The sequence below is a fragment of the Paenibacillus sp. FSL H7-0690 genome (genome assembly GCF_037980415.1).
Taxonomy (GTDB): Bacteria; Bacillota; Bacilli; order Paenibacillales; family Paenibacillaceae; genus Paenibacillus_AQ; species Paenibacillus_AQ odorifer.
The window spans coordinates 4427129-4449622 of the sequence record NZ_CP150281.1; the positions used below are offsets into that span (position 1 = coordinate 4427129).

21 protein-coding genes are annotated in these 22494 nt (G+C 43.1%); 3 read left to right on the forward strand and 18 right to left on the reverse strand.

Translation table 11 applies throughout. From position 1 onward, the window contains the following. Positions 1 to 381 precede the first annotated feature (381 nt). Positions 382 to 2208 carry a M56 family metallopeptidase gene (locus MHI32_RS19510; RefSeq protein ID WP_076190695.1) on the reverse strand — a complete coding sequence of 609 codons (1827 nt, stop codon included), beginning with the start codon at positions 2206 to 2208 and terminating at the stop codon, positions 382 to 384. Beyond that, the gene (locus tag MHI32_RS19515) at positions 2208 to 2597 is read right to left on the reverse strand and encodes a BlaI/MecI/CopY family transcriptional regulator (RefSeq protein WP_076143756.1); all 390 of its coding nucleotides are present in this window, start codon (positions 2595 to 2597) and stop codon (positions 2208 to 2210) included. Before MHI32_RS19515 ends, MHI32_RS19510 begins: the two co-directional genes overlap by 1 nt. Positions 2598 to 2870: 273 nt before the next feature. On the opposite strand from MHI32_RS19515, the gene MHI32_RS19520 reads away from it, so the two are divergent. After that, positions 2871 to 3260, forward strand: coding sequence for a hypothetical protein (locus MHI32_RS19520; RefSeq protein WP_076127262.1), 390 nt, complete (start codon positions 2871 to 2873; stop codon positions 3258 to 3260). Positions 3261 to 3397: 137 nt separating this feature from the next. Here MHI32_RS19520 and MHI32_RS19525 read toward each other — a convergent pair whose 3' ends face one another. The 14 genes from MHI32_RS19525 to MHI32_RS19590 form a co-directional block, all read right to left on the reverse strand. After that, on the reverse strand, positions 3398 to 4273 hold the full coding sequence (locus MHI32_RS19525) for an amidohydrolase family protein (protein ID WP_076104960.1): 876 nt from the start codon (positions 4271 to 4273) through the stop codon (positions 3398 to 3400). Further along, the gene (locus MHI32_RS19530; RefSeq protein WP_076190693.1) at positions 4260 to 7430 is read right to left on the reverse strand and encodes a GNAT family N-acetyltransferase; all 3171 of its coding nucleotides are present in this window, start codon (positions 7428 to 7430) and stop codon (positions 4260 to 4262) included. Before MHI32_RS19530 ends, MHI32_RS19525 begins: the two co-directional genes overlap by 14 nt. A 252-nt stretch (positions 7431 to 7682) precedes the next feature. Continuing rightward, positions 7683 to 8858, reverse strand: coding sequence for an MFS transporter (locus tag MHI32_RS19535; protein ID WP_076190691.1), 1176 nt, complete (start codon positions 8856 to 8858; stop codon positions 7683 to 7685). Between the two features lie 181 nt (positions 8859 to 9039). Beyond that, positions 9040 to 10059, reverse strand: coding sequence for an LCP family protein (locus tag MHI32_RS19540; RefSeq protein ID WP_076127268.1), 1020 nt, complete (start codon positions 10057 to 10059; stop codon positions 9040 to 9042). Positions 10060 to 10089: 30 nt separating this feature from the next. Further along, a complete protein-coding gene (locus MHI32_RS19545) occupies positions 10090 to 11211 on the reverse strand; it encodes an FtsW/RodA/SpoVE family cell cycle protein (protein ID WP_076306926.1) in 1122 nt (373 codons plus the stop codon). A 138-nt stretch (positions 11212 to 11349) separates the two neighbouring features. Next, positions 11350 to 11883, reverse strand: a complete 534-nt coding sequence (locus tag MHI32_RS19550; protein WP_340010596.1) for a hypothetical protein — start codon at positions 11881 to 11883, stop codon at positions 11350 to 11352. Between the two features lie 90 nt (positions 11884 to 11973). Then, positions 11974 to 13359, reverse strand: coding sequence for a HAMP domain-containing sensor histidine kinase (locus MHI32_RS19555; protein ID WP_076281550.1), 1386 nt, complete (start codon positions 13357 to 13359; stop codon positions 11974 to 11976). A gap of 3 nt (positions 13360 to 13362) precedes the next feature. Continuing rightward, positions 13363 to 14067: a response regulator transcription factor gene (locus MHI32_RS19560; protein ID WP_076127275.1), complete on the reverse strand. Its 705-nt coding sequence runs from the start codon at positions 14065 to 14067 to the stop codon at positions 13363 to 13365. 137 nt (positions 14068 to 14204) lie between these two features. Then, positions 14205 to 15287, reverse strand: a complete 1083-nt coding sequence (locus MHI32_RS19565; protein ID WP_076190679.1) for a Gfo/Idh/MocA family oxidoreductase — start codon at positions 15285 to 15287, stop codon at positions 14205 to 14207. Positions 15288 to 15304: 17 nt separating this feature from the next. Then, complete coding sequence (locus MHI32_RS19570) at positions 15305 to 16222, reverse strand: AraC family transcriptional regulator (RefSeq protein WP_248548564.1); 918 nt, start codon at positions 16220 to 16222, stop codon at positions 15305 to 15307. Positions 16223 to 16224: 2 nt separating this feature from the next. After that, positions 16225 to 17223: a Gfo/Idh/MocA family oxidoreductase gene (locus tag MHI32_RS19575; protein ID WP_076190676.1), complete on the reverse strand. Its 999-nt coding sequence runs from the start codon at positions 17221 to 17223 to the stop codon at positions 16225 to 16227. A 189-nt stretch (positions 17224 to 17412) separates the two neighbouring features. Next, positions 17413 to 17772 carry a GIY-YIG nuclease family protein gene (locus tag MHI32_RS19580; RefSeq protein WP_340010599.1) on the reverse strand — a complete coding sequence of 120 codons (360 nt, stop codon included), beginning with the start codon at positions 17770 to 17772 and terminating at the stop codon, positions 17413 to 17415. Between the two features lie 42 nt (positions 17773 to 17814). Beyond that, positions 17815 to 18294, reverse strand: coding sequence for a DUF6530 family protein (locus tag MHI32_RS19585; protein WP_038572158.1), 480 nt, complete (start codon positions 18292 to 18294; stop codon positions 17815 to 17817). A gap of 189 nt (positions 18295 to 18483) precedes the next feature. Continuing rightward, positions 18484 to 19038, reverse strand: a complete 555-nt coding sequence (locus tag MHI32_RS19590; protein WP_340010602.1) for a GNAT family N-acetyltransferase — start codon at positions 19036 to 19038, stop codon at positions 18484 to 18486. 116 nt (positions 19039 to 19154) lie between these two features. On the opposite strand from MHI32_RS19590, the gene MHI32_RS19595 reads away from it, so the two are divergent. Both MHI32_RS19595 and MHI32_RS19600 read left to right on the forward strand, forming a co-directional pair. After that, positions 19155 to 19736 carry a LysE family transporter gene (locus MHI32_RS19595; RefSeq protein WP_076278710.1) on the forward strand — a complete coding sequence of 194 codons (582 nt, stop codon included), beginning with the start codon at positions 19155 to 19157 and terminating at the stop codon, positions 19734 to 19736. 19 nt (positions 19737 to 19755) lie between these two features. Continuing rightward, positions 19756 to 20526, forward strand: coding sequence for an AraC family transcriptional regulator (locus MHI32_RS19600; RefSeq protein ID WP_076127284.1), 771 nt, complete (start codon positions 19756 to 19758; stop codon positions 20524 to 20526). Here MHI32_RS19600 and nagA read toward each other — a convergent pair. Continuing rightward, a complete protein-coding gene (nagA, locus tag MHI32_RS19605; protein WP_076304892.1) occupies positions 20515 to 21663 on the reverse strand; it encodes an N-acetylglucosamine-6-phosphate deacetylase in 1149 nt (382 codons plus the stop codon). The two genes, MHI32_RS19600 and nagA, sit on opposite strands and share 12 nt — an antisense overlap. Positions 21664 to 21685: 22 nt before the next feature. Further along, entirely contained in the window at positions 21686 to 22471 is a 786-nt protein-coding gene (locus MHI32_RS19610) for a DeoR/GlpR family DNA-binding transcription regulator (RefSeq protein WP_076218423.1), read from the reverse strand. Between the last annotated feature and the right edge of the window lie 23 nt (positions 22472 to 22494).

Genomic DNA, 22494 nt, shown 5'->3' on the forward strand with positions numbered 1-22494 from the left:
TAGCAGCTTGCTTTCCTCACTGACAGCCGCTTGCTTTCTTCACTGACAGCAGCTTGCTTCCGCTATCCTCTCCCCGTATATTTTATCGCTGTAACTTTATGCAACCTATGAGATAACTGCACTTTATACACTTATTTCGTCTGTAAAAGGCTAACTTCTCACTTTAACTGTATTCTATACAATTAAAAATCACAGTTATCAGCTTTAGCGGCAAATAACTAAAAAATAGGTGTACAAAATACAACTATCTTCATGAGCGAGTTTTTCGAGCGAAAATAGCTGTACAAAATACAATTAAAAGCCGCTACATATTATATTCGTCCGCTCTCCGTATAAAAAAGGGGCGAGATCTTTGTAGATCACCCCCTGCTCCACTTGCTTCTATTTAGAATCGCCTATTTGATCATATGCTGGATCATACGTCCACTTCAGGCCGTTGTCCATACTCGACAGATAGATGGTACCTACAGTGTTGCCCTCTTTGCTGAGCAGAATAGGATACAATCCTTCTTTTCCATTAAAAATAGGTGAAAGCGGCGTTTTTTGATATTCATTAAAGGTTTCCGGAAGGGATACCACGAGCTTTTCCCATGACTGCCCCTTATCTTTGGTCCAATAAATAACAGGCCCATTATCTTCATAATATCTGAACCCTAAGAATCCGATATCCTTGTTAGAAAACCCTGCCCCGGCTAAACTTTCCGCGTATAAATCGTTAGGATTTCCAAGCTCCGTCCATGTCTTCCCGCCGTCAGAGGTCTGGTATACATAATTTAATGAGCGTCCCACACCTGCAGAACCTCCGGAGACGATCCATCCATTTTGTTTGTCAGTAAACCCGATGAACTTGGCGTCATAACCCTTGGCACCTGCAATGTTGTAGTTATTCCACGATTTCCCCATGTCATCACTGATTAATACATGTAGAGGGGATTCTTTACCATCCGCAAATCCATATACAATTGCAGTTTTGTCCTCGGAGATATAAAATCCGGTATCCGCTCTCCCCATCCCCATTTCTGTTCCAGTCGTATCAAGTTTTAAAGGCGTTGGCGCTTGGATCTCCCCTTTCCGATAGGAGACAGAGACCTTACCATCCTCGTCCATGGAATACGCATTCCCAGCGTCATGCACAACCACTTGTTCTCCACTAGAGCTGTAGGAATAAATAGTACCTGGTTTGAACTCGGTATCTGAAGATTGGCCGTTTAGGTTCGTACAGGCTGCTAGCACTGCTGTTACACCAACCACCATTAAGACCGCAAGAAATGCGCCTACTCCATTTCGTTTTTCTTTCATATTTAAAATACTGCCAAATCGCTGCTTCATCGAGTGTTTTCCTCCTGCAAAATTCGTTGATAAAGCTACATGCCGAGTAGCATTACTTTGCATAACCGATAAAATGGCTTCGCAGTATTTCTTTCGATATGCCGCATTTTGCTTACGTACAACGGTGTCATCACAATAAATTTCAATTTCGCGGACAGCTTCGCGTGCCATGAACCAGACCAATGGATTAAACCAATGCAGTGCCTGCACAATCAGTAGCAGTAGCTTATATATGATGTCATGCCTTTTGTAATGGACCAGCTCATGTTTTAAGATAAACTCCAGTTCTTCGTCACTATATTGATCATGCGGCAAGAATAGTGTTGGCTTGTAAAAACCCATTAGCATCGGATTCGGAACTTTACTGCTTATCAGAACCGCAATGGCGGTTGTTACATGCATTTCTTTAGCGACTTGTTTGAGCTTGGCGAACATATCCTCTCTCTGAAGAGGGCTGCTCCAACGTAACACCTGTTTCCTGAAAAAGAAATAACTCAGCAAATGATACCCTATAAAAAGCACAGCGCCAGTAACCCAGATGTAAGCTAAAATATTAATTATAGAAGTGATATGGCTTACATCCCCTGTCTGGACCGGCTGAGAGATTACTGGCGTATCCGCCTGCAAATTCTGGGACACTGAGCTTTGAAAGACAGTTGCTATGGCCTGACCTTCGGGTAGCTGAATCGCCACAGGAGGATTGGTAAAGGAAAAGTTGAATGGCAACAATAATCGCAAGGTTAGGATCAACCATATCCAATAGCTCAACTTAGCCGAATAATGTTTTCTTAACAAGGGAGTTAATGTGATTAAGCCGATAATAACTAAACTAAGGGTCACAGAAATAACCAGAAAATCTGTAAAAAGACCTGTTATCATCAGGATTCCTCCTTATCTACTCTATCGAGCAGTTCCCGCAACTCAGCAAGATCGCTTTTATCAATCGCCTTCCCGTTGTATAAGGACATCACCATATCCTGCACAGAGTTGCCAAACAGCTTTTCAAGTGTAGACTTCCCTTCGCTCTCTTTATAATCTGTCTCAGAAATTGCAGCGAGATAACGGTTGCTCCGCCCTTCTTTTTCGCAAGATAGAAAGCCCTTTTCAACCAGCCGTGACAGCACTGTCATCAAAGTAGCAAGCGCCCACTTACGTTTATCCCCCAGTTGATTCAAAATATAAGAGGAGCTAACCCAACTCTCGGCTCTCCAAATCACCAGCATAATTTCCAGTTCAGCATCTGGCAAGCGTTTGATTTTGTTATTCATCCATATTTCTCCTTGTTATACATTTGTGTAATACATTCATTATACAAACGTGTAATTAAAAAGCAAGCACATTATTTCTAAAATATGTATACATTCTTAGACGTTTATTATTTTAATAAAGGTTTCACAAGTCCAGTAGCAAATAATAAATAGAACCCTAGGAATTTTTATAAGATTCCAACAATGATAACCAACGCACACTCAGCTGAAATTTATAACTATTTTGGAAACTAAGTGATTGGTCTGCATTATTCTTAAGTAAGGAGGTAGGTTATGAAAAAATTTAGTATTCTATCATTTTCACTGATAATTTTACTAATTTTATTATTTGTATTAGTCAGACCCACGCAAAAGATCGTAAGTGTCAATCTTGCATCCGAAACAACAGAAATTACTTATACTGACCGTGAAAGCCTTCAAATCTTCGAAGATGCTATAAGAACTGTAAAAAAAGTACGCGGGTCTGTTGATGTGGGTGAACCGACTTATCGAATGACTGTTACTTACGCTAATTCAAAGGTGGCCGGATTCAGCCTTTATATGGATTTTAAAACGAAAGATGGTTTCCTGATTAAAGCTAGCAATAGCGAAAAGATGCTGGATTTAAGAAATAAGAATTCGGTTGAGCTAGCTGATCTGTTAAGTAAAGAAAAGGAAGATTAAAATTTGGAAACTCAATCTAAAAATAGGCATGGTCATCATACAAATGTAAAAACAAGCCATCCTTTAGTACTAACTAAGGATGGCTTGTTCGTAATTATATTATTTTCCTGCGCTTCAGATATACTGTCCCGCTCCGCTCAGAGCGCTGCAATTCTCTGCTGGATGCGTGGGAATAATGCAAAGGCATTCTCATAAAATACTTTCTCGTGGTGCTGCTCAGGCACAAGCCGGCGGACGAACTCCGCATACAGGTCAATAGGCGCGAGTGGCCAATCGGTACCGAACAACATTTTTTCATAGTGATCAGAGTACACCAACGCCCGGCGAAAATGATCCATAAACAGGGGTTCATTCATGAACCGCTCAAAATGAGGCCGATCACCAACAACGAGACCAGACAAATCGGCATAGACGTTCGGATTCTTGGCGACCACTTCGGCAGCATCCATCACCCAGGGATCGCCTAGATGGCAGATCATAAAGTTCACGTCGCGCCGTTGGAACGCCAGTTCGTCCACGGTAAGCGGATGCGCATACTTAAGCAATCCATTCATCGAATACGTATCACCGGTATGAATAACCACAGGCGTGCCGTACTTGGCTGCCAGCTCATAGATCGGCGAGTAGATTTTGTCATAAACGTAATGATGATAGTACCCGGCATAGAGCTTAATACCAGCTACCTCAGGAGCTTGCAGCCGTGCCTCAATTCGGTCCAGCTCATCCAAAGCATCCTTTCCTCCGAGCATATTTGGATTAATACCCACGCATTCCATTAAGAATGGCGGTACACTGGCTTCCAAGTCGAGACCCATCGGATTGGGAGAGGCAGAGTCAGGAAAGGCTCCCTTCGTCTGCTCCGTGACCCCCATTCCAATGCCGAGAACAACGTCGTTCTTGTCAAACTCCGCTTTGAGCCCAGCAGCTGTGTAATCAACTTTGGAGAGGTCCAGTGCTGTCTGATGAAAGCTATCGATGTCCGACAGATGAATGTGAATATCAATGATTGGCATTTATAGTCTCCTTTTTGTCAGAAGCACTAGCAAAGGTCACCTTCATAAGATTACGAACTACCTCTGGATCCAGAGTGAGCTCTCCCATGATCATGAAGGTCGGCTGTGTCCAAGCGGTTTCTCCGTTCAGTAGTAGTAGATGGTGATTCACACCATATGTGAATACCTTATTGTTCACGTAAGACATAGCTCTCTGATTAGGATAACTATGCACCACATGCAGCATGTCTTTACGCGAAGTTGCACCGATTCGGATAAGCCCCTTGGATTCCAGATGGGCTTCGACCTTCCCGATAGGGAAGTTGCCTTCCTCTGGGAGCTCCATCCAGCCTTCCGAATAGATTGGTGAAGGCTTAAAGTAACTATCCTCGGATAGCGAATAATGCGGCAGCGTCATTCCACTTTCATTGGTTACTGAAATCAACACACAGAGCACAGGAACTCCGGGCAGCATGAGGTAATGCTGATTGATCGTGATCCCCCGGTTTGCTTCCTGCTTCTCCATCGAAGTGGTCAGTCTCAATCCCTTCCAGACGTTGCCGTGATCATCCATCTGCTCCGTCCAAGCTGCGCTTCTTGGCTCCTGCAACCGGCTAAATCCGCCTATGCCAGAAATACCCACACCGAGTCCACCATGCCAAGGATTCCACCAGGAACGTGGTTCAGCTTTCGGAAAGGTGCTGTCCAGCCACTCTTCTCCTTGGTGCTTCAAGGAATGCACAACGCTGCCGAAATCAGGAGCAGCTGCAATAGATAGAACTCCGTTGCTCACTGTGTAAATGGGACCCTCAGGTCCTTCTTCTATCCCACAAACAACGCTTGTTTCCGTTTGTGGAAACCAGAGGCCTGTTCGCTCTTGAATGCGATCCTCACCACGATAGACGACCCGGACCTTACGGCCAGATTCGTTGTGTTCTGGTGATTCTGTATCCTCAGTAGAGAGTTCAAAACCAGCGGAGTGCAAATTTTGTCCTCTTTGCAACTCCATCTCAGCGACACTTTGCTCCTCTTCTCCATCAGCCTCTACATACAATTCAAGGCTTCCATCAAGCGGTGTCATCTTTCGTTCGATTAGCTCGGCATGAAGTGCCCCTGCCGCAAAAGGATTTCCACCGCCGAGCGTTAGCTCAAGATGGTCATCCAACACCGGTATGACCGAATTCTGCTGTTTTAGGGCAAAGGCGCGGAATTCCGACCACTTAAGGAAGGTGTTAAGAGCAAACACCATAGTTTTTGTCCGTACGACATCTCCAGCGGAGATTCGGCCAAGATTATGCTCCAGCCCAAGCGGGTATTCCGGACGAAGCAATTTTAGCGAAGGATCCCAGCAGATTCCGCATGTGACGTTCTCTTCCTTGCAGAACAACCAGTTCTCCGTAATTTGTGCACTGTCCCAAAGACTTGGATCGCCTGAGTAAGCGTCGCCCATGTCCACGTATTGGCCCTGATATGGTAAGATGAGCTGTTTACCGAAAAAGCCGAAATTCGTCAACAGATACATGTCTTCTTCCAGGATATCACTATTGGTATTGCAGACCTCGCTATAAAACTCAGCGATTCCGTTGGCAAATAGCTTAGCCACTCTTTTTATCTCAAGACCCGGAAATTCTTCCGACTCGTAAAGAGCTTCGAGAACCTGACTCTCCCCTTCAGAATAGATCTTTACCTCTTTGGCCTGTTTCTTAGAGAATTCTTCTGCGAATGGCTTGCCTAACTTCGGATGGGTCAACCAGAAATTATGGCTCGAGCCGGGATATTCAATCCACATTCCATTGTCGGTATTATTAAGATGAATAGAGTAGGCGCCATTCACCGCCACCCACTGATCCCCGTTTTCCCCACCAAAGCGGCCATTCGTTCCCTTCATTAGAACGGATAGCTTGCTGATAAAGGTGACTGCCTTCTCTCCAACCGGAACGGCCGTTACCTCAATAGCCTGTGAATAAAGACCGTATGAATTTAGGGCAAAGGGTACTTGAATAGAAGCCTTACTCTTAGCTGGAACAGTAAAGCTTACTGTACGATCCGCCCACATCAGGAATTCGTCTTCGGGCAAATCAAAAGAAAATTCTGCTTCTGCAGCAAAATTATTCTCCACATTAAGGTACAGTTCCGAAGGAAGACCCAGATACAGTTCCCGGTGTGGCAGCGCTATCTTCATTTTGAGTGGAAATTTAGGAGCAACGCCAATGCGGAATTCCGCACGCTTGCCACCGATGATCCACTTGCTCATAACAACGGGGTGTGTCTTCTTATCGTTCTGCTCTTCCCGAACTGAATCAAGCTCAAAATCACCTTCCACGATAACCGTTTCACCTGGAGCGAGTATTCGCGCAGCAGATAGAGCAAAACGGATATTTTTATCGTTCTGGCCTTCGATCTCAATGGCCAGCTCAGACGTCGAACGATTCTTGATGCGATAGCGAATCTTGTAGGTCGAACCAAACACAAGATCATGATCATCAATTTCCGTAGAGATTTCATAGTCTGGTGTATCAAGAGCGGTCAGACCGCGGCCAGTCTTCTCGAATTCCGCCCGCAAGGAGAGTTCTCCCTTTTGCCAAGTGTAATCAAAGAAATCAAAGCCACGCTCCTGCCGGCCATCTGGCTGAATGGGAAGTTCACGGGTACTGTCTGCATACCAATCCAGTTCTTCAAAATAAGGAGCAAGTGCTTCCGTTTGCAGTACTGTTGGAATGAAATTCATCAGATGGACGTAATCTTCATTTTTCTCCCAAAAAAATCCGCATTTCTTATACATCGGTACGGCTTTCGTATTACCTGCCCAAGTGAACAGATCAAGACGTGGCCAGCCCGCTTCTATTGTTTGGCGAACAGCGTTCAGAATCAGATTGCGGCCAACCTTGTATCCGTGATAATCGGGGCGTACATTCAATAGCGGGACATACAAAGCCCCTTCATCTTGACGGTAGTGGGCGAAGCTGCAGAAGCCGACTACCTCTTTGCCATCAACGGCAAGAAAGGCATTAAGATTGGACGAGATCTCCATCTCACGGCGCACACTGTCCTCAGTTCTTTGATTGGTGCCTCCGCCCCAGCTTTCGTTGCTGCGGTTCCACATTTCTGCGACTGCCCCAGCATAAGAAGAATCGTATTCGATAATGCGGATTTGTTCCGCTGTAGTATTTACAGTCATGCTTTCATCTCCTTATTCCTCAAAAAAATATGAGTATGTATTCGTATAAAGTTATTGTGGATAACCTCTCTACAACATATTGAAATAACTCCTACGAGTTCTTATTATACTATTAACTGGAAGCTCAATACGAGGTAAAAAACTCTTTCTCCTTATTTTCTACATAAACTCACTGCCAGCAGAAAGCTACAAAAAAAGCTGTCGAGTCACCCTCGACAGCCTGAAGCTGCTCCTAAGAGGAGCCTTTCTTCTTTAACAATTCTCCACACGATCCGCCGCTCTTTTCTTCATATTAGCGAGACCTACAATACATATCAGCAGTACGCAGATAGAATAAGGAAGCGCCATATTAACGGTGTATAAGGCCGTACCTATAACTGGCCCTATGAATGACCCGCCACCTTGCAGGGCCGCAATAAAGGAAGCAACGCTTCTTTGCTCATGGTCTTGAACCGCCATTGAAGCACCCGCACTGTAGCCGAGCAGTGTAAAGCCGATGCCAATACCCAAGAATGTAAAGTCCACATACGCAAATCTGATGAACAATAACAATCCCAGCAAGCCTAAGGCAACAAATAAGAGTCCTACGAGCAGCACTTTTTTAGGATGCCATTTGAGATACTTACTGATTACAATTTGCGAGAGCACTACCATTATTCCCGAGATCGCCAGCCCCATTCCAATTAACTGAGTGGCTTGCTGAGTACTGTAACCCAAGCTATCCTGCACAAAAAATCCGATAGTAACCTGCACGATATTCAGAGCAAACGAAAGCAAAAGTCCAATCCATAAATAGAGGCGTATCCGTCGATCATTGGGGGAAAGTGAAATCGCCTGCCGCTCAATCTCAATATTCTTTTCTTTAGGAATAAACACCAGAAACAATATAGCCAAGGTGAACAATAAAATAGCGGCCGCGTACATTGGTGAGGTCAGGCCCAGTGAAGCCATTCCTCCACTCATTGCGGGTCCCACTACGAAACCAAGACCGTTGGCCGCACCAAATAATGCCATTCCTTGTGTACGGGTTTCTTTTGTACTCCAGCCCATAACATAAGCTTGTGCTAATGCCGGAATTCCTCCAAAGAAAAAGCCAGCGATTGCGCGAAGTAAAAAGAAACTCCAAAACAGACTCTCTTTACTCTGTGCATTTACTGCATAATCAGCCAATAGTGCAAAAATGATAAGTGTGGCCATATAGACGAACATAATCGAAGCAAGCAGCCACTTTCGGCTCATAAACGTTTGTTTTTCCCAGAAATATCCTCCGAGCAGCCAACATAACCCCGCCACCGATACTAAACATCCTGATTGAAAATCACTCAGCCCCAAATTTCGCGCAAGCGGACCAATAATCGGATTAAAAGCAGCTATTGAGATCATTCCTGTAAGTACGATTAGAAACATAATACCCCGTCTGTATTTCATAAAATTCCCTTCTCCTCTCAAGTAAACCAGAAACAATATACGATTCATCATTATCGCTGTGTTTATGGTACTATGCATGGAAGTCAGGCCTCTACCTCTTGGCGGATTACTTTACTGGTTAGCGGGATTTATAGTAGAACTAACAAAAAAAACCCTGCTCTTAAGAGCAGGGTTATAGATGTTAATCCACCGTTCCAACATTCTCCAAGTGTAATGAGCTTTCGGAGCTGACGCCTGCTTCCGTACTCAGAGTAGTAAGTGCTTGTTTTAGATCCTCTTTATTCACATAGACATACGGGCTCTTCCAAAGAGATTCTACATGTAAGGAATTAATATGCTCTGGTTTAAGTTTAGGGAAGTTGAATAACCACTGCTGCAGATCTGCTTGAGGAATATCCGTCTTCACATTTTCACCAATGATATCCAATACATTTCCCCATTGGGACACACCTTGGAAGTTTCCTAGCTTATCCAGGATCTGCTTGATTACTTGCTGCTGTCGATCATTACGCTGGAAATCGGAGGATTCAGCCGTTCCTTGATTCGATTTACGGTACCGCACAAAATCAAGAACTTGTTGGCCATCCAGCTTCTGCAAGCCTTTCTTTAAATCGATGTGTGTACCATCTGCCGTATCGGTATATTTCATATCCATATCGACATCTATAGTCAGTCCGCCAAGCAAATCCACGGTCTCCTGCAACACATCAAAATTCACCACAACCATGTGATCAATCGGCAGACCAAGCAAATTGCTGAAAAACTCTTTTGTATTCGGAATTGCCTCTGTTTTGTCTTTTATGTAATGATAAGCATAATAATAATTGGCTTTACGGGAAGGTAACGATTTAGGTTTTAGCAACAAATCCCTGGGTAAAGATAAGAAACTCGTCGATTTCGTGTCCGGATTGAAGCTGACAAGCATCAGAACATCAGTATTCATTACCCCACCGCCACCGTCCCGGCTATCTACCCCGGCAAGCAGAAAAATCATAGGTTCAACCGATACCGCCTCCTTTTTTTCCTCTGGAGCAGCAGTGGGTTGTACGGTGACTGGAGCTGCCATACGCTGTATCGCATCATCCGTCTTTTTGTATAAATACCCTGCATATACTCCAATCCCTATAATAGTTGCGCCTAAGACAAGACCAATGCTCGTCAGAATTTTACGGGTTGTTGTCCACTTGCGTTTGTTAGACATAATTTCCTCCACTCAGTTCCAATAGCTTATTCAATCAGCGCTTTCATCCTTATGAACTTTAACACTTAGCACTATGCCAATCGCTATCATATTAGTTAGCAACGAGCTGCCTCCATAACTAATAAAAGGTAATGAAATCCCCGTTAGGGGCAGTAACCCAATATGCATCCCAAGATTAACGGAAACTTGAAAGATGAACATAGCGATAAACCCGGTGACAATATAGGTACCCGCACGGTCCCTACTATCCAGCGCAATAAAGATCATTCGGTACACGAGCAGCAAATAAAGCATCAGCAGCACGGATGAACCTATAAAACCGTATTTCCCCCCGATGACTACATAGATCGAATCGGAATACGCATATGGAATATATCCTTTTCGCAAAAAAATACCTTCACTGCCCGATAATCCCCCGGAGCCAATGGCTATCATTGCGTTTTTTACATGCCAAGACTTATCTGGATCGCTCTGCGGGTCCAAAAAAGCTTGGATTCGTGACAGTTGATGGGGCTCGACAATCTTGGATAACAGGTCGAAGTTAGCATAATACAGCCATAGTATCGTGCCGATCGAAATAATCACAACACCAAGGATCAGAATCATATATAGAGCACGGATGTTACCAATCCACAGCATACTAAGTAATATGCCAGCAAATACGAGTGCTGAACCCAAATCGGGCTGATCCATTATTAAAATGAAAGGAATTAAAAAAACAAAACCGACCGGCACTAAATCTTGAAAAAACCGCAGCCGCTGGCCCTCTCGTGTACCTAATAGATGAGCAATGAGCAGCACCGTACATATTTTAGCCAGCTCGGAGGGCTGAAGCTGAAAGCTCCCAATACTTAACCAACGCACGGCACCATTGAGGTTTTCTCCAACCAGCTTGACTAGTACTAGCAAACCTATGCCCACGCCATAAAAGAGATAGGCTAACCTGCCTAATAGAATCTTATAATCTACCAAAGCAATGAATAACATGGGTAAGCAAAATAAAGCAAATAAATACAAATAACTTATGTAAAGACCGTCTAACCGCGTATCCGTAGTCGCTTCATAAATAGCAACAGTACCCATGCCAACTAAGCAGGTGGTGAGAAAAAGTACGGATCTGTCCAGCTTTGCAATTTTGGTAGAGATAAGCATTTACAACCTCTATTTAATTTCTGTAGTTTTCTTGTTGTGTAGGGGATATATACATGAAAATGGGCATTATAAATAATCCGCTGAGCACTTTTACTTCTTTTTTCTCAATGAAGCGCTGCGGATGATTAGGTTAAATGATTACCTCAAATCAAATTTGCCCTGATACGCCTTCTTCGATAACAGCTTAAGTTTATCTTCACTTAGCGTATAAATATCCATACCATTACCTGCCTCACCCAATGACCAGCCCAGTGCAAGCTCGTTATGGCCATCTTCATCAACATCAAAGAATCCGGCATAATCTAGACCATACCCAAACCCCTCAACCTCGGAAATCTTCTGCCAAGCTTCATTTTCCTGCCTCAACAACATTGCTTTTATAGTGTATCCTTTGTTTTTACTGTACTCATACACAACTACAGCTTCGTCGATTCCGTCTCCATCCATATCGCCAAAGGAGATGGCATTATCTTCTTGTCCCTTCATCGGAGTTATCAATTGAGCTTTGTCTGGAAGCCACTTAATAAATTCCTGGCTCGTTTTGTCTCGCTGCAGATTTGCTTCTGATGATGGAGGTTTAATCAGCTCTCCGGGTGTCGCCGGGACTCCGCATCCTCCGAGCAAAAATAAAGTTGTCAACAGGGTACCTATTTTTATGAATTTGCTCGGCATTTGGATCATCGACTCCTCGCTTGTCCGCATATATAGCATTTTATCTGTGAAAGAGATGAAAGTGGTTATGAAATAGTTAAATTTGAATTCTTATTCTATCGGTAAGTCAAATTGGACAATCGTTCCTTTGCCTAAAGTGCTGCTTATTCGCAGCTCTCCATGATGCAATTTAATGATCTGTTCCGAGATGGATAATCCCAAGCCGCTGCCCGAAGCCTGTTGATCCCCTTTGTAGAATTTTTGCCGCACATTCTCTAAATCCGTCTCAGCGATGCCTGAGCCTGTATCCTCTACAGAAATCACGACTTTCCCTGGAACCGTATGAGCGGTGATAAAGATTCGACCTGATGAACCAGTAAATTTGAGTGAATTATCAATGAGATTAATCATGACTTGCTTCACACGATTCTCGTCAGCTTGAATCACTGGCAGATGTTCTTCTATTTTTACATCTAGTGAGATGCCTTGTCGGGTCGCTCTAGGGGTAAGTTGTCTGCCGATATGCTGCAGTAGTTCTGTTAGATCCACAGATGTGAAGTGAACGGCGATTCTTCCGTTATCCAACTTGGAGAAATCCAACAATTCATCCACCATATTAGTTAACCTGTCACTTTCGGATTCAATAATATCAAGCCCATCATAAAACAGAGGTTGATTACTCACCTCACTCGCCTTTAAGGTAATTGCCCAACCTTTGATCGAGGTCAAGGGTGTTCGCAGTTCATGGGATACGGAAGCGATAAAATCATTCTTAAGCTGTTCACTCTTGGAGATTCGGCTTGCCATCATATTTAACGTATCCGCCAATGAACCCAGCTCATCTTGATAGCGCTTATGCACTCTGATGCTGAAATCACCTTCGGTCATCTGGTCTGCTGCCTGCTTCAAATCTTTAATGGATCTGGTTATGGTCCAAGACAGTAATAATCCAAGTAAGGTGACAATGCCAATGACGATGATCCCCACCCCGATCAGTAAAACCGTAATCTGTTTAACTGTATGTATAGTTTCCGTTAAGGACGTGATAAATCTGACTCCCCCCACGATGTTTCCATTCGCTTGTAAAGGATAGGATACCGCGTAAATCGCTTCCTCTGTGTTAGGGTCCGCACCTTTCCAACTGCCGGGCTGCCCTTTTATTGCTGCTTGCACATCTATGTACTCAGTCATAGTAAGATCGCCTTGAAGTCCATTTGAATCCTGCAACAGCCGGCCTTCAACATTAATAATCTGTACCTGTGCATCGGAATGACTCGCAAAACCCTTCAGTAACCTATCCGATTGTTCCTCCAGATCCTGGTCCCCAAAGTATTGCTGAAAAAAAGAAGCCGATAGCTCTGCTTGATTCATCAGGGTTTCCTCAATGTTATGAAAATAATAATATCGCACAGATACATTAAGAATGATTTCAAGAATGAGCACAGTAAGACAGATGACTACAAAATAGCTTCCTACTAATCTTTTCTGAATCCCCATTCTTCAACCATCCTTTCTAAAGCGGTATCCGAGCCCCCATACCGTCTCAATCCAAAGCGGATTAGAAGGATCAACCTCAATTTTCTCTCTTAACTTACGCACATGAACATCTACCGTCTTAGGATCTCCAATATAATCCTCTCCCCAGACAAGATTCATTAATTCATTCCTAGAGAGTGCTGTATCCGGATGCTCCAGAAAGGTCTTCATCATCTGAAATTCCTTCGGAGTTAATTCAATGCTGTCATCCTGCTTAAACATCTTGTTTGCATTCAGATCCAGCCGAATCGGTCCAGCTTGAAGTATCGTTTTTTGCGGCTTGAGAGCTGATTCTGTACGGCGCAAAATCGCTTTAATACGTGCTACCAATTCTAATGGATTAAAAGGTTTAACAATGTAATCGTCAGCACCCATTTCAAGGCCATTGATTTTGTCCATATCCTGTCCACGAGCGGTTAAGAAAATGATGATGACCCCAGCGTCTTTCTCTCTTAGCTTTCGGCATATTTCGAACCCATTAGAATCAGGCAACATGATATCCAGAACCAGAACATCTGGACGGCTCACCTCAAAGCTCTGCAAGGCTTCTTCTCCACAAGCAGCTTCACTAACCACAAACCCGTTATTCGTTAAATTTATAGATATAAAACGTCTAATATTATCGTCATCTTCCACAATAAGCACATGATTGCGATCAATAGTATCCACGATTTCCACCCCTATTACCCAGAGTCTAAACAAGTAAAAAACAAAAAAACTCTCCCGGTAAAGAGAGAGTCTTGTCTCAGATCCCTATAATTAAATCACAAGTGGATATTACTCTAAATCGCTATAGTTGTCAAAATCTAATCCAGATACACAGCCTTGCCGGTCTGCGCCGATTCATAAATAGCTTCCAATATTTGCGAAACAACAAAAGCCTGTTCAGGAGTTACAACCGGGTCCTTATCCTGTTCAATCGCTTCAATCCACTTTCTTAATTCTATATCCGGAGCACTTTCAGCTTTTCCTTCATAATAGGCAACGCCGCCTGCCCCAAGTTCAATTTTATTAGTGTACAGCTTGCTGAATTTCTCACCGTTAATTCTAAGTCCGTCCTTCATATCTGCGCCTGCTTCCGTCCCACTTAAGCTGCATTTCGCTTCATGTACGTCTAGTGAATTCAGAGCCCAGCTCGCTTCCAGCATGATTGTTGCGCCATTCTCCATTACGACCATTCCAAAGGCTGAGTCCTCCACGGTGAACTTTTTAGGGTCCCACGGTCCCCATGCGTTGGCGGCTTCTTCTTTTTGTGAAAGTTCATGATATTTAGTGCCCAGCACGACTTTAGGTTTATAGTTATCCATCATCCAAAGGGTTAGGTCCAGCGCATGAGTTCCGATATCGATAAGCGGACCGCCGCCTTGTTTCTCTTCATCAAGAAATACTCCCCAGGTCGGTACGGCTCTCCGTCTGATGGCATGTGCTTTTGCAAAATAGATATGACCAAGCTCTCCGGACTCACAGGCTTTTTTCAAATATAAGCTGTCTTCTCTATATCGGTTGTCATATCCAATGGTCAGCTTCTTGCCTGTACGTTTCGCTGCTTCAACCATTCGTTTGGCATCTGCCGCTGTCTTAGCCATTGGTTTTTCGCACATCACATGTTTTCCGGCTTCTAGTGCAGCGATTGATATTTCCGCATGGACATCATTAGGCGTAAGCACATGAATAATATCAATGGATTGATCTTTTAATAGTTCAGTGTAATCCGTATAGACAGTAGCTTTATTATTTCCGTATTTCTCCGCTGCTTCTTCAGCACGTTCTTTAATAATGTCACAAAAAGCCACGATCTCAACCTTACTTTGTCTGCTCAAGCTTGGAAGATGTTTGCCATTCGCAATACCACCACATCCAATAATCCCTACACGAAAAACCTTACTCATATCCTTCACCCTCACCTCTAATGGATTTGTTTGCTGTTTCGATAAGTTGCCGGTGTCATGCCTAACCGCTTGCGGAAGACAATATGCAAATAGGTAGCATTGGTAAACCCTTCCGACTGTGCGATTTGTTCTATCGGATAATTGCTTTCTTCAAGCTTGCGGCAGACCGCTTGCAATCGGATGTCCTCAAGCGCCCTACTGAATGATTGTTCTGCATTTACTTGCTTAAACACCCGCTGCAGCTGCCTTGAACTAATATTCAGCTTTTCCGCAACATTTTCTAAGGTAACCGTTCCTGAATAATTCGCTTCCATATATTGCATTGCGTATTGATACCGGTAAGTCAGCATATCTCTAACCGGCGCCTCCGTGCGGATCCCGCCTGAATCATACGCTCTAACGGCCTTTAATAAAATACTAATCACGAGATGCTTAATTGAAGTATAATATCCGGTCAACTTCCCATCGCATGCTTCGTACGCTTCTCGAAAACACTTCATAGCCCCGTGATAATCTTGTGCGGGGACTAAGGGTAAACACTTCAGCTTCTCCACACAGGTCTCAGCTTCCGCAACCTCCCAAAGATCAGCATCATCCCGGATCCTCTTCTTGATGTCAACATGCAGGCATAGCTCTTCCATGGATTCATCTGCGGCTGCCTCTTGACGATGCATGACACCTGGTCCGGTTAGATAGAACATTCCCTCTGACAGAGGATACTTTTGATCCCCAAGAATGACTTCTCCCTTCCCGCGCGGAATGAAATGAAACTCAAATTCAGAATGATTATGGAACTCGACTACTCTGCCCGGTGGAAAAGATGTCAAATGAAATCTAAACACTGTAATCTCGTAATGTCCCCATAGAATCGTGATATCCAATCTTTCAAGCATGTCCTGCTTCTCAAACATCATCTCATAGGGAAAGCTGCTCAACGTTAAGTCCTCCCAATCGGAATTACACAGCCTTCTTTAGCCGAGCGGTTCGCCGCCTCCATTAATCTGGTAAGCTCAACTGCCATTTCAACATTTTGAGTGGCGAGTGTATTATTTTGAATATGATCAACCCATTGATGGAAGGCGCTTTCACGATTGCTTTGCAGGGCTACTTCTTTCCAGCCTTCTTCTTTATCCGTGGATTTGTTCGTTCTAAGAAGAAGCTTATTCTCTGGTGTTCCGTAAAGCAGCGTTCCTTCAGTTCCATGCACCTCGATAGTAAACGGCGAATGACTATTCACGAAACCAGCCTCCACCACACCAATTGCTCCTGAATCCGTAAATAATGTCACTACAGCATTATCTTCCACTTCTTTACCGGTTACATACCCAAAATTAGCACTAACCCCAGTCACATCTTGATCTAAGAAAAGCTTCGCCAAATACATGGGATGACAGCCAAGATCAATCAAAGCTCCGCCTCCACATTGCTCCAAGCTAAAGAAATGATTAGGAAGCCAGCTTTCCGTTGCTCCGTTATGGGATAAGCGAACTCTAACGTAAGTAATCTTGCCGAGCAGCTCCTGACTTAGAATCTCTTGAATAGTTAATGTATAGCCGTCATTTAAACGAGGCAAGGAGACCGTTAGCTTCACTTTGTTCTCGTTAACTTCTGCGATAATTGCGTTAACTTCTTTTAACGTTGGGGCAATAACTTTTTCTGTGAAAATATGTTTGCCCGCCTTGGCCGCAGCCACGATTACGTCTCTATGCATATTCGTTGGTGCATCCACGATAACGGCATCTATATCCTCTTGCGCAAGCAGATCATCCAGTGATTCAAAAAAAGGAATATTCAAGCTTTCCGCAGCTTTGTTCCCACGCTCTACATTTTCGTCCCAAACTGCAGCTAATACGGTATCTTCATGCTCCTGAGCTTGCTTGGTATAATCCCATGCATGCACATGCCAATAGCTGAGCTTACCAATTCTAATGGTCATTTACTTGTGCCTCCCGTATATATGTTATTCTGACATCTGCTATAAAAATAACACATAATAAACAGCTTTTTTAGTAGGAAAATGCGACAAAACATATATAATATTACGACACATAAAATCCGGAGTGAAATACGATCCCTAAAAAAAGAAACCCTTGCTATAAAAGCTAAAGGTTTCTTTATACTTGGCTTAATGGGTTAGTGGCTTATTATATCCTTTGTCATCAAAGGGCTGCAGTTTCTCGAACCACTTCTTTTTCAATAGTTTAAGCTCCCAGCGCACGTCGGTTACGTCTTCTGACTCCTTCTGCTCTAACACCTCATAGCCGAAGGCTTCTGCTCCAAGTTCCTTCCAGTCCTTTTGCAGCTCTGCATTCGCAAATCTGCCCATATCTAATTGCATCTGTATAGTCATCCATTTATTCTTCAGGTTGGGATAGCTGTCAACGAATATTTTCCCGCTTCTTTTGTTTGTAATTTGAATAGCACCCATGTACGTCTTGAGCTGCTTATATTGCTCCTGAAGTTCTTTACGTTTACTTTTGTCCATTATAATTTATGATTCTCCTTTCACAGGCCATTCTGCTAAATTTCAGTACCCCATTTCTTTTAATAAACGGGACAATACCGAAAGTCGTTCTCCGATCATTTCACCATCATCACTAAGCGCCTGAGCGAACAGCTTAATATCATTATCAATCATGGGATTATCTGCACATACAGATACACTCATTGCATCTCCCTGCAGTCCAATACGATCAATCATAGGGCTCTCGGGATCATACATTTTCGGAAAACGATAGGCCTCTTGAAAATACAAACTACTTCTGCAAATCAAAATTGCCAGGTCAAGCACACGGTGCATTGGCAGCTCTTCGGACTGTCTCGACCATTTGTCCCCTGTATGTCTCCATACCTTTGCTGAGATGTCGACCTTTCCTCTATCGTTCCATTGTGCTAATCCAAGGGACAGACCTTTTGCATCTGTGTCCCCGGCGTAGCGGCCATCAACCTGCTCGTAATTTTCTGACACGACTACAGGTTTATGTTTTAGAGTTGTTGGAATTTTCATGTTAGTCACTCTCCATTTTATGATTTACTAATTTACTCATTTACTAAATTACTAATTTACTAAATCTAAGATTCATATTACCCGGCAAAAGATCATCTGTCAAACGACATTACACCCGTTTTATCCAACAAAACAAAAAATCCCTCTGCGCGCAGCAAAGGGACTGTTATTTTCATGTAAAATATATCTCTAGCTTAAATGATCATTCACATTACAAAACCAAACCATATGGACAGAATCAGGTCCCCAATAGTCTTCTACTACTTTAAAAGGCTGCCCAAATTTACGTTGCCACCTGACCTGTGCACGTTTATAACCGCTGTCCAGACAAAACTGCTCTACCCCTTGCTTTTTTAGAAATATCATCATTTCCTTAATTAAGGCTGAACCCACACCTTGGCCCTGATAACTTGGCATAATGTATAGACTGCCCAATTCCCCTATTTCATCTAACTGATGATCCGTGCAGGTTTGAATATCTTCGCCACAAGGTCCAAAGGAAATCGTACCGACAACCTGCTCTTCTATTTTTGCAAGAAGGAAGTAAGGCTCTCCGGTCGTAGTATCCAGTGAAGTCATCACCATTTGCTTTTTATGATCTATTTCACTTTGGATATCGTCTTGTAAATGATCAAGCCCTTCTTTTTCAAAGGCATCTTGGATTGAAGTTTCAAAAACAGAGCATGTGGATTCAAAATCAGCTGGAGAAAGCGTGCTTATGGTCATTGGATTACTCTTATTCATTGATTCGGACACCTCTTCTATTCCCGGCCGGAATTCTTAAAAATCCTGCAATAATATACTATCAGCATTCAGACTGAAAGGTTTATATTCATAGAACTACTTTACTGGAGGTCATCATGAATATATTGTCCTTTCTGATCTATTGCGTTGTCGCTACATTTACACCCGGTCCTACCAATATTGTTATTCTTTCTTCCGTGCAGCATTCCGGGGCTAAAAAATCAATGGGGTATGTATACGGATCCACGCTGGCTTTTGGCTTATTACTTATCCTTTCTACTCTGCTGAACCGTATTCTAGTAGAAATCATCCCAAATATCCTGATCATTATGCAAATCATTGGGAGTTTATATATGCTCTACCTTGCTTATAAAATCTTTAAAATGGGTTCAATGGAAGACCAGCCTGACCCCAATGCCAATTTCCGCTCAGGCGTGCTTATGCAGCTTGTGAATCCTAAAGTGCTAGTATTTACACTAACGGTTATTCCCAACTACGTAATGCCATTCTATACCTCTTCGCTTGCCTTGTTTATATTTGTTATAATTATAACTGTGATCGGATTTTTTGCATTTACGACATGGGTTGTATTTGGGACAATCTTCAGAACATTTATGAAAAATCATCAAAAAGTTCTAAATACCGTGATGGCACTGTTTTTAGTATACTCGGCCATTATGATATCGGGAATCCTATAAAGTCGCGGAGGTTAAGAACGTGGAGAAATTTAACTATAAAAAGTCAGCAGAGATCCTGTCCTTATCCGCCAGCCTTACTGATTTCACCTATAAAAAACATTGCCATGAGGAATATGCACTCGGTGTGACCCTTCGTGGCATTCAGCAATATAATCTTGACGGTAGTTTGCAATCCTCTCATAAAAATGGCGTAATGTTGTTTAATCCAGAACAAACGCATGATGGCAATGCGTATGATAAAGGTGGCATTGATTATGTCATGCTTTATATTAAGCCAACCCTAATGTTAGAGATATTAAGAAAAAAAGAACTCCGCTTCGCCACTCCTATCTTATACGATGACAAATTGGCGCAGTGCATATTAGCCCTAAACCATGCCATTCAGAATGGCAAAGAGGAGTCTTTGTGCAGTGAACTGCTATTCACTCTGGTTCATTTAGTCTCTAATACTGAAATAGTTACCGATCGTAGAACGAATAATAAATTTCTCAAAAAAGCAAAGGAAATGATGTACTGCAGTTTAGACCATGTGCTGAAGCTGGACGATCTCTGCACAGAGTTTGGTCTATCCAAATATCAGTTTATTCGCGAGTTTAAGACACATACAGGAATATCACCCTATCAATTTTTCTTAAATTGCAAGGTAGAGCGTGCCAAGCAGTCCATAGAGAGAACCAAGGATATCTATGCAGCTGTTGTAGATTGCGGATTTGTGGATCTAACTCATCTGAACAGGCATTTTAAAAGCGTGTTCGGAATAACCGCACATGAATACCGGTCACAGCTGTAAGATCTGCCCTCCTACCATTGTCCAGAGCACTTTGAATTCATTATCCAAGAGAACCAGGTCAGCATCCAAGCCAGAGGTGATCGTCCCCTTTTGTTGAAGTTCAAGAATATTGGCCGGTGTAGTTGAAGCCATTTGTACCGCATCTGTGAGCGAAATTCCAGTTTCGACAGTATAACGTAAGGCTTCATTCATGGTAACTGTACTGGAGGCCAGCGTGCCATCTTCCAATCGCGCTATGCCACCAGATACCTTAACCTGATGTCCTCCAAATATATAATTTCCATCCCCTAACCCCATTGCCTGTAAGGCATCTGTGATCAAGACCATTCCTTCCGGTCCTTTCATGGTATGCATCAAGCGGATAATTGCAGGATGCAGATGGACATTATCCACAATAGCTTGCAGGCTCACATGCTTCTCTTCGAAAGCGGCAACCACAATCCCCGGATCTCGATGATGGATCGGCCGCATGCCATTAAAACAATGCGTAACATGACTTGCCCCAGCGGCAAAAGCTTGTTTGGCTTCCTCATATGTGGCATCCGAATGAGCAATCGCTATCACCACTCCCTGTTCTTTCAAAAAGGAAAGAAGCTCCATGCCTCCCGGCAGCTCAGGAGCAATCGTAACCATTTTTATGAGTGATCCAGCTTCTTGGAAAATGAGCTTCATTTCCTCTAAGTTAGGATGCCGCAGATACTTTTCATTTTGCATTCCTTTTCTCTTGGGGTTTAGATAAGGTCCCTCTAAGTGAATGCCTGCGATCTTTGCTCCCACTTCATACCCAATGACACGTTTGACACTACGAATCATCTCTAAAAGATCCTCCATCGTAGAACTCACAGAGGTAGCCAGAAATGAGGTGCAACCAGAAGCTGCACAAGCCTTCGATACTTCTTGAATACTCTCTTCAGTACCGTCCATCATATCAAACCCGTTAGCGCCATGAATATGCACATCTATCATTCCGGGCACTAACAAATGCCCTCCGCCATCAATCCGTTCATACTCACCCTCTGGGATAGAAATATCTCCTGAGTCTATCCTCATCACCTTTCCTTCAGAAATCCATACATTGGCCGCTGAAACTATACTATTCTGAAGCACTACTTGTACATTTTGCAAAATATAAGTCATAAACATTCTCCTCCAGTCGTTATCACTCTTGATTTCGAACCTCTTCAACTTCATCTAAGCACTCAATAACTGTGATGTTCTTCTGATCTAGAACTTCTCTGATCTCGATTGGAAGCTCTCGATTTGTAACTAAAATATCAACGAAATCAAAGTCTAGCCGATAAAAGGATTTAGCATTAAATTTGGTGTGATCCGCTACTAAAATCACTTGATCAGATCTTCGAGCCATTTCTCTTTTTACCCGCGCATCTTCTTCATAAGGATAATAGAGTCCATCAGCACAGATCGCCGATGCTCCAATAAAGGCTTTATCCGCACGAATTTCACTAAGTTTATCGATAATGGAAGAACCATATAACAAGCGGTTTTTCACATTCAAGTAACCACCAAGTACATAAATTAGCAGATCCTCGCGATGGGATAAAATCCCTACATTATCTATCGAGTGCGTGACAACCGTAATATCCTGCGCACTAATTTGTTCTGCAACAAACTGTACAGTGGTCGATACATCTAAAATCACAGTCTCACGATCTTGGATAAGCCCGGCCGCGATCTTCCCTATTCTCTGCTTACTCTCGGATTCATCGATCAAACGATCTTGATAAGATAATAATTCTTTTTGCAATTCAGGTAACGCTAGACCGCCATGCGTCCGAACAACGACGCCCTCTTGTACTAACCTAACAATATCCCGTCGGGCAGTATCTCTTGAGACTTCAAATTGCGTACAGATATCTTGAACACTCATCGATTGGTGTTGTTTCAAATATTCGAGTATTTTTAATAATCGTTCCTCTTGATACATAATGAAATTCACCTCCTAAAGTC

Bases quoted from the DNA above. Each gene is read 5' to 3' on its own strand.
- MHI32_RS19515 (WP_076143756.1), bottom strand. From the start codon at position 2,597: ATGAATAACAAAATCAAACGCTTGCCAGATGCTGAACTGGAAATTATG.
- MHI32_RS19520 (WP_076127262.1), top strand. From the start codon at position 2,871: ATGAAAAAATTTAGTATTCTATCATTTTCACTGATAATTTTACTAATT.
- MHI32_RS19590 (WP_340010602.1), bottom strand. From the start codon at position 19,038: ATGAATAAGAGTAATCCAATGACCATAAGCACGCTTTCTCCAGCTGAT.
- MHI32_RS19575 (WP_076190676.1), bottom strand. From the start codon at position 17,223: ATGACCATTAGAATTGGTAAGCTCAGCTATTGGCATGTGCATGCATGG.
- MHI32_RS19565 (WP_076190679.1), bottom strand. From the start codon at position 15,287: ATGAGTAAGGTTTTTCGTGTAGGGATTATTGGATGTGGTGGTATTGCG.
- MHI32_RS19510 (WP_076190695.1), bottom strand. From the start codon at position 2,208: ATGATAACAGGTCTTTTTACAGATTTTCTGGTTATTTCTGTGACCCTT.
- MHI32_RS19610 (WP_076218423.1), bottom strand. From the start codon at position 22,471: ATGTATCAAGAGGAACGATTATTAAAAATACTCGAATATTTGAAACAA.
- MHI32_RS19555 (WP_076281550.1), bottom strand. From the start codon at position 13,359: ATGGGGATTCAGAAAAGATTAGTAGGAAGCTATTTTGTAGTCATCTGT.
- MHI32_RS19525 (WP_076104960.1), bottom strand. From the start codon at position 4,273: ATGCCAATCATTGATATTCACATTCATCTGTCGGACATCGATAGCTTT.
- MHI32_RS19545 (WP_076306926.1), bottom strand. From the start codon at position 11,211: ATGCTTATCTCTACCAAAATTGCAAAGCTGGACAGATCCGTACTTTTT.
- MHI32_RS19530 (WP_076190693.1), bottom strand. From the start codon at position 7,430: ATGACTGTAAATACTACAGCGGAACAAATCCGCATTATCGAATACGAT.
- MHI32_RS19580 (WP_340010599.1), bottom strand. From the start codon at position 17,772: ATGGACAAAAGTAAACGTAAAGAACTTCAGGAGCAATATAAGCAGCTC.
- MHI32_RS19585 (WP_038572158.1), bottom strand. From the start codon at position 18,294: ATGAAAATTCCAACAACTCTAAAACATAAACCTGTAGTCGTGTCAGAA.
- MHI32_RS19535 (WP_076190691.1), bottom strand. From the start codon at position 8,858: ATGAAATACAGACGGGGTATTATGTTTCTAATCGTACTTACAGGAATG.
- nagA (WP_076304892.1), bottom strand. From the start codon at position 21,663: ATGACTTATATTTTGCAAAATGTACAAGTAGTGCTTCAGAATAGTATA.
- MHI32_RS19540 (WP_076127268.1), bottom strand. From the start codon at position 10,059: ATGTCTAACAAACGCAAGTGGACAACAACCCGTAAAATTCTGACGAGC.
- MHI32_RS19550 (WP_340010596.1), bottom strand. From the start codon at position 11,883: ATGCCGAGCAAATTCATAAAAATAGGTACCCTGTTGACAACTTTATTT.
- MHI32_RS19595 (WP_076278710.1), top strand. From the start codon at position 19,155: ATGAATATATTGTCCTTTCTGATCTATTGCGTTGTCGCTACATTTACA.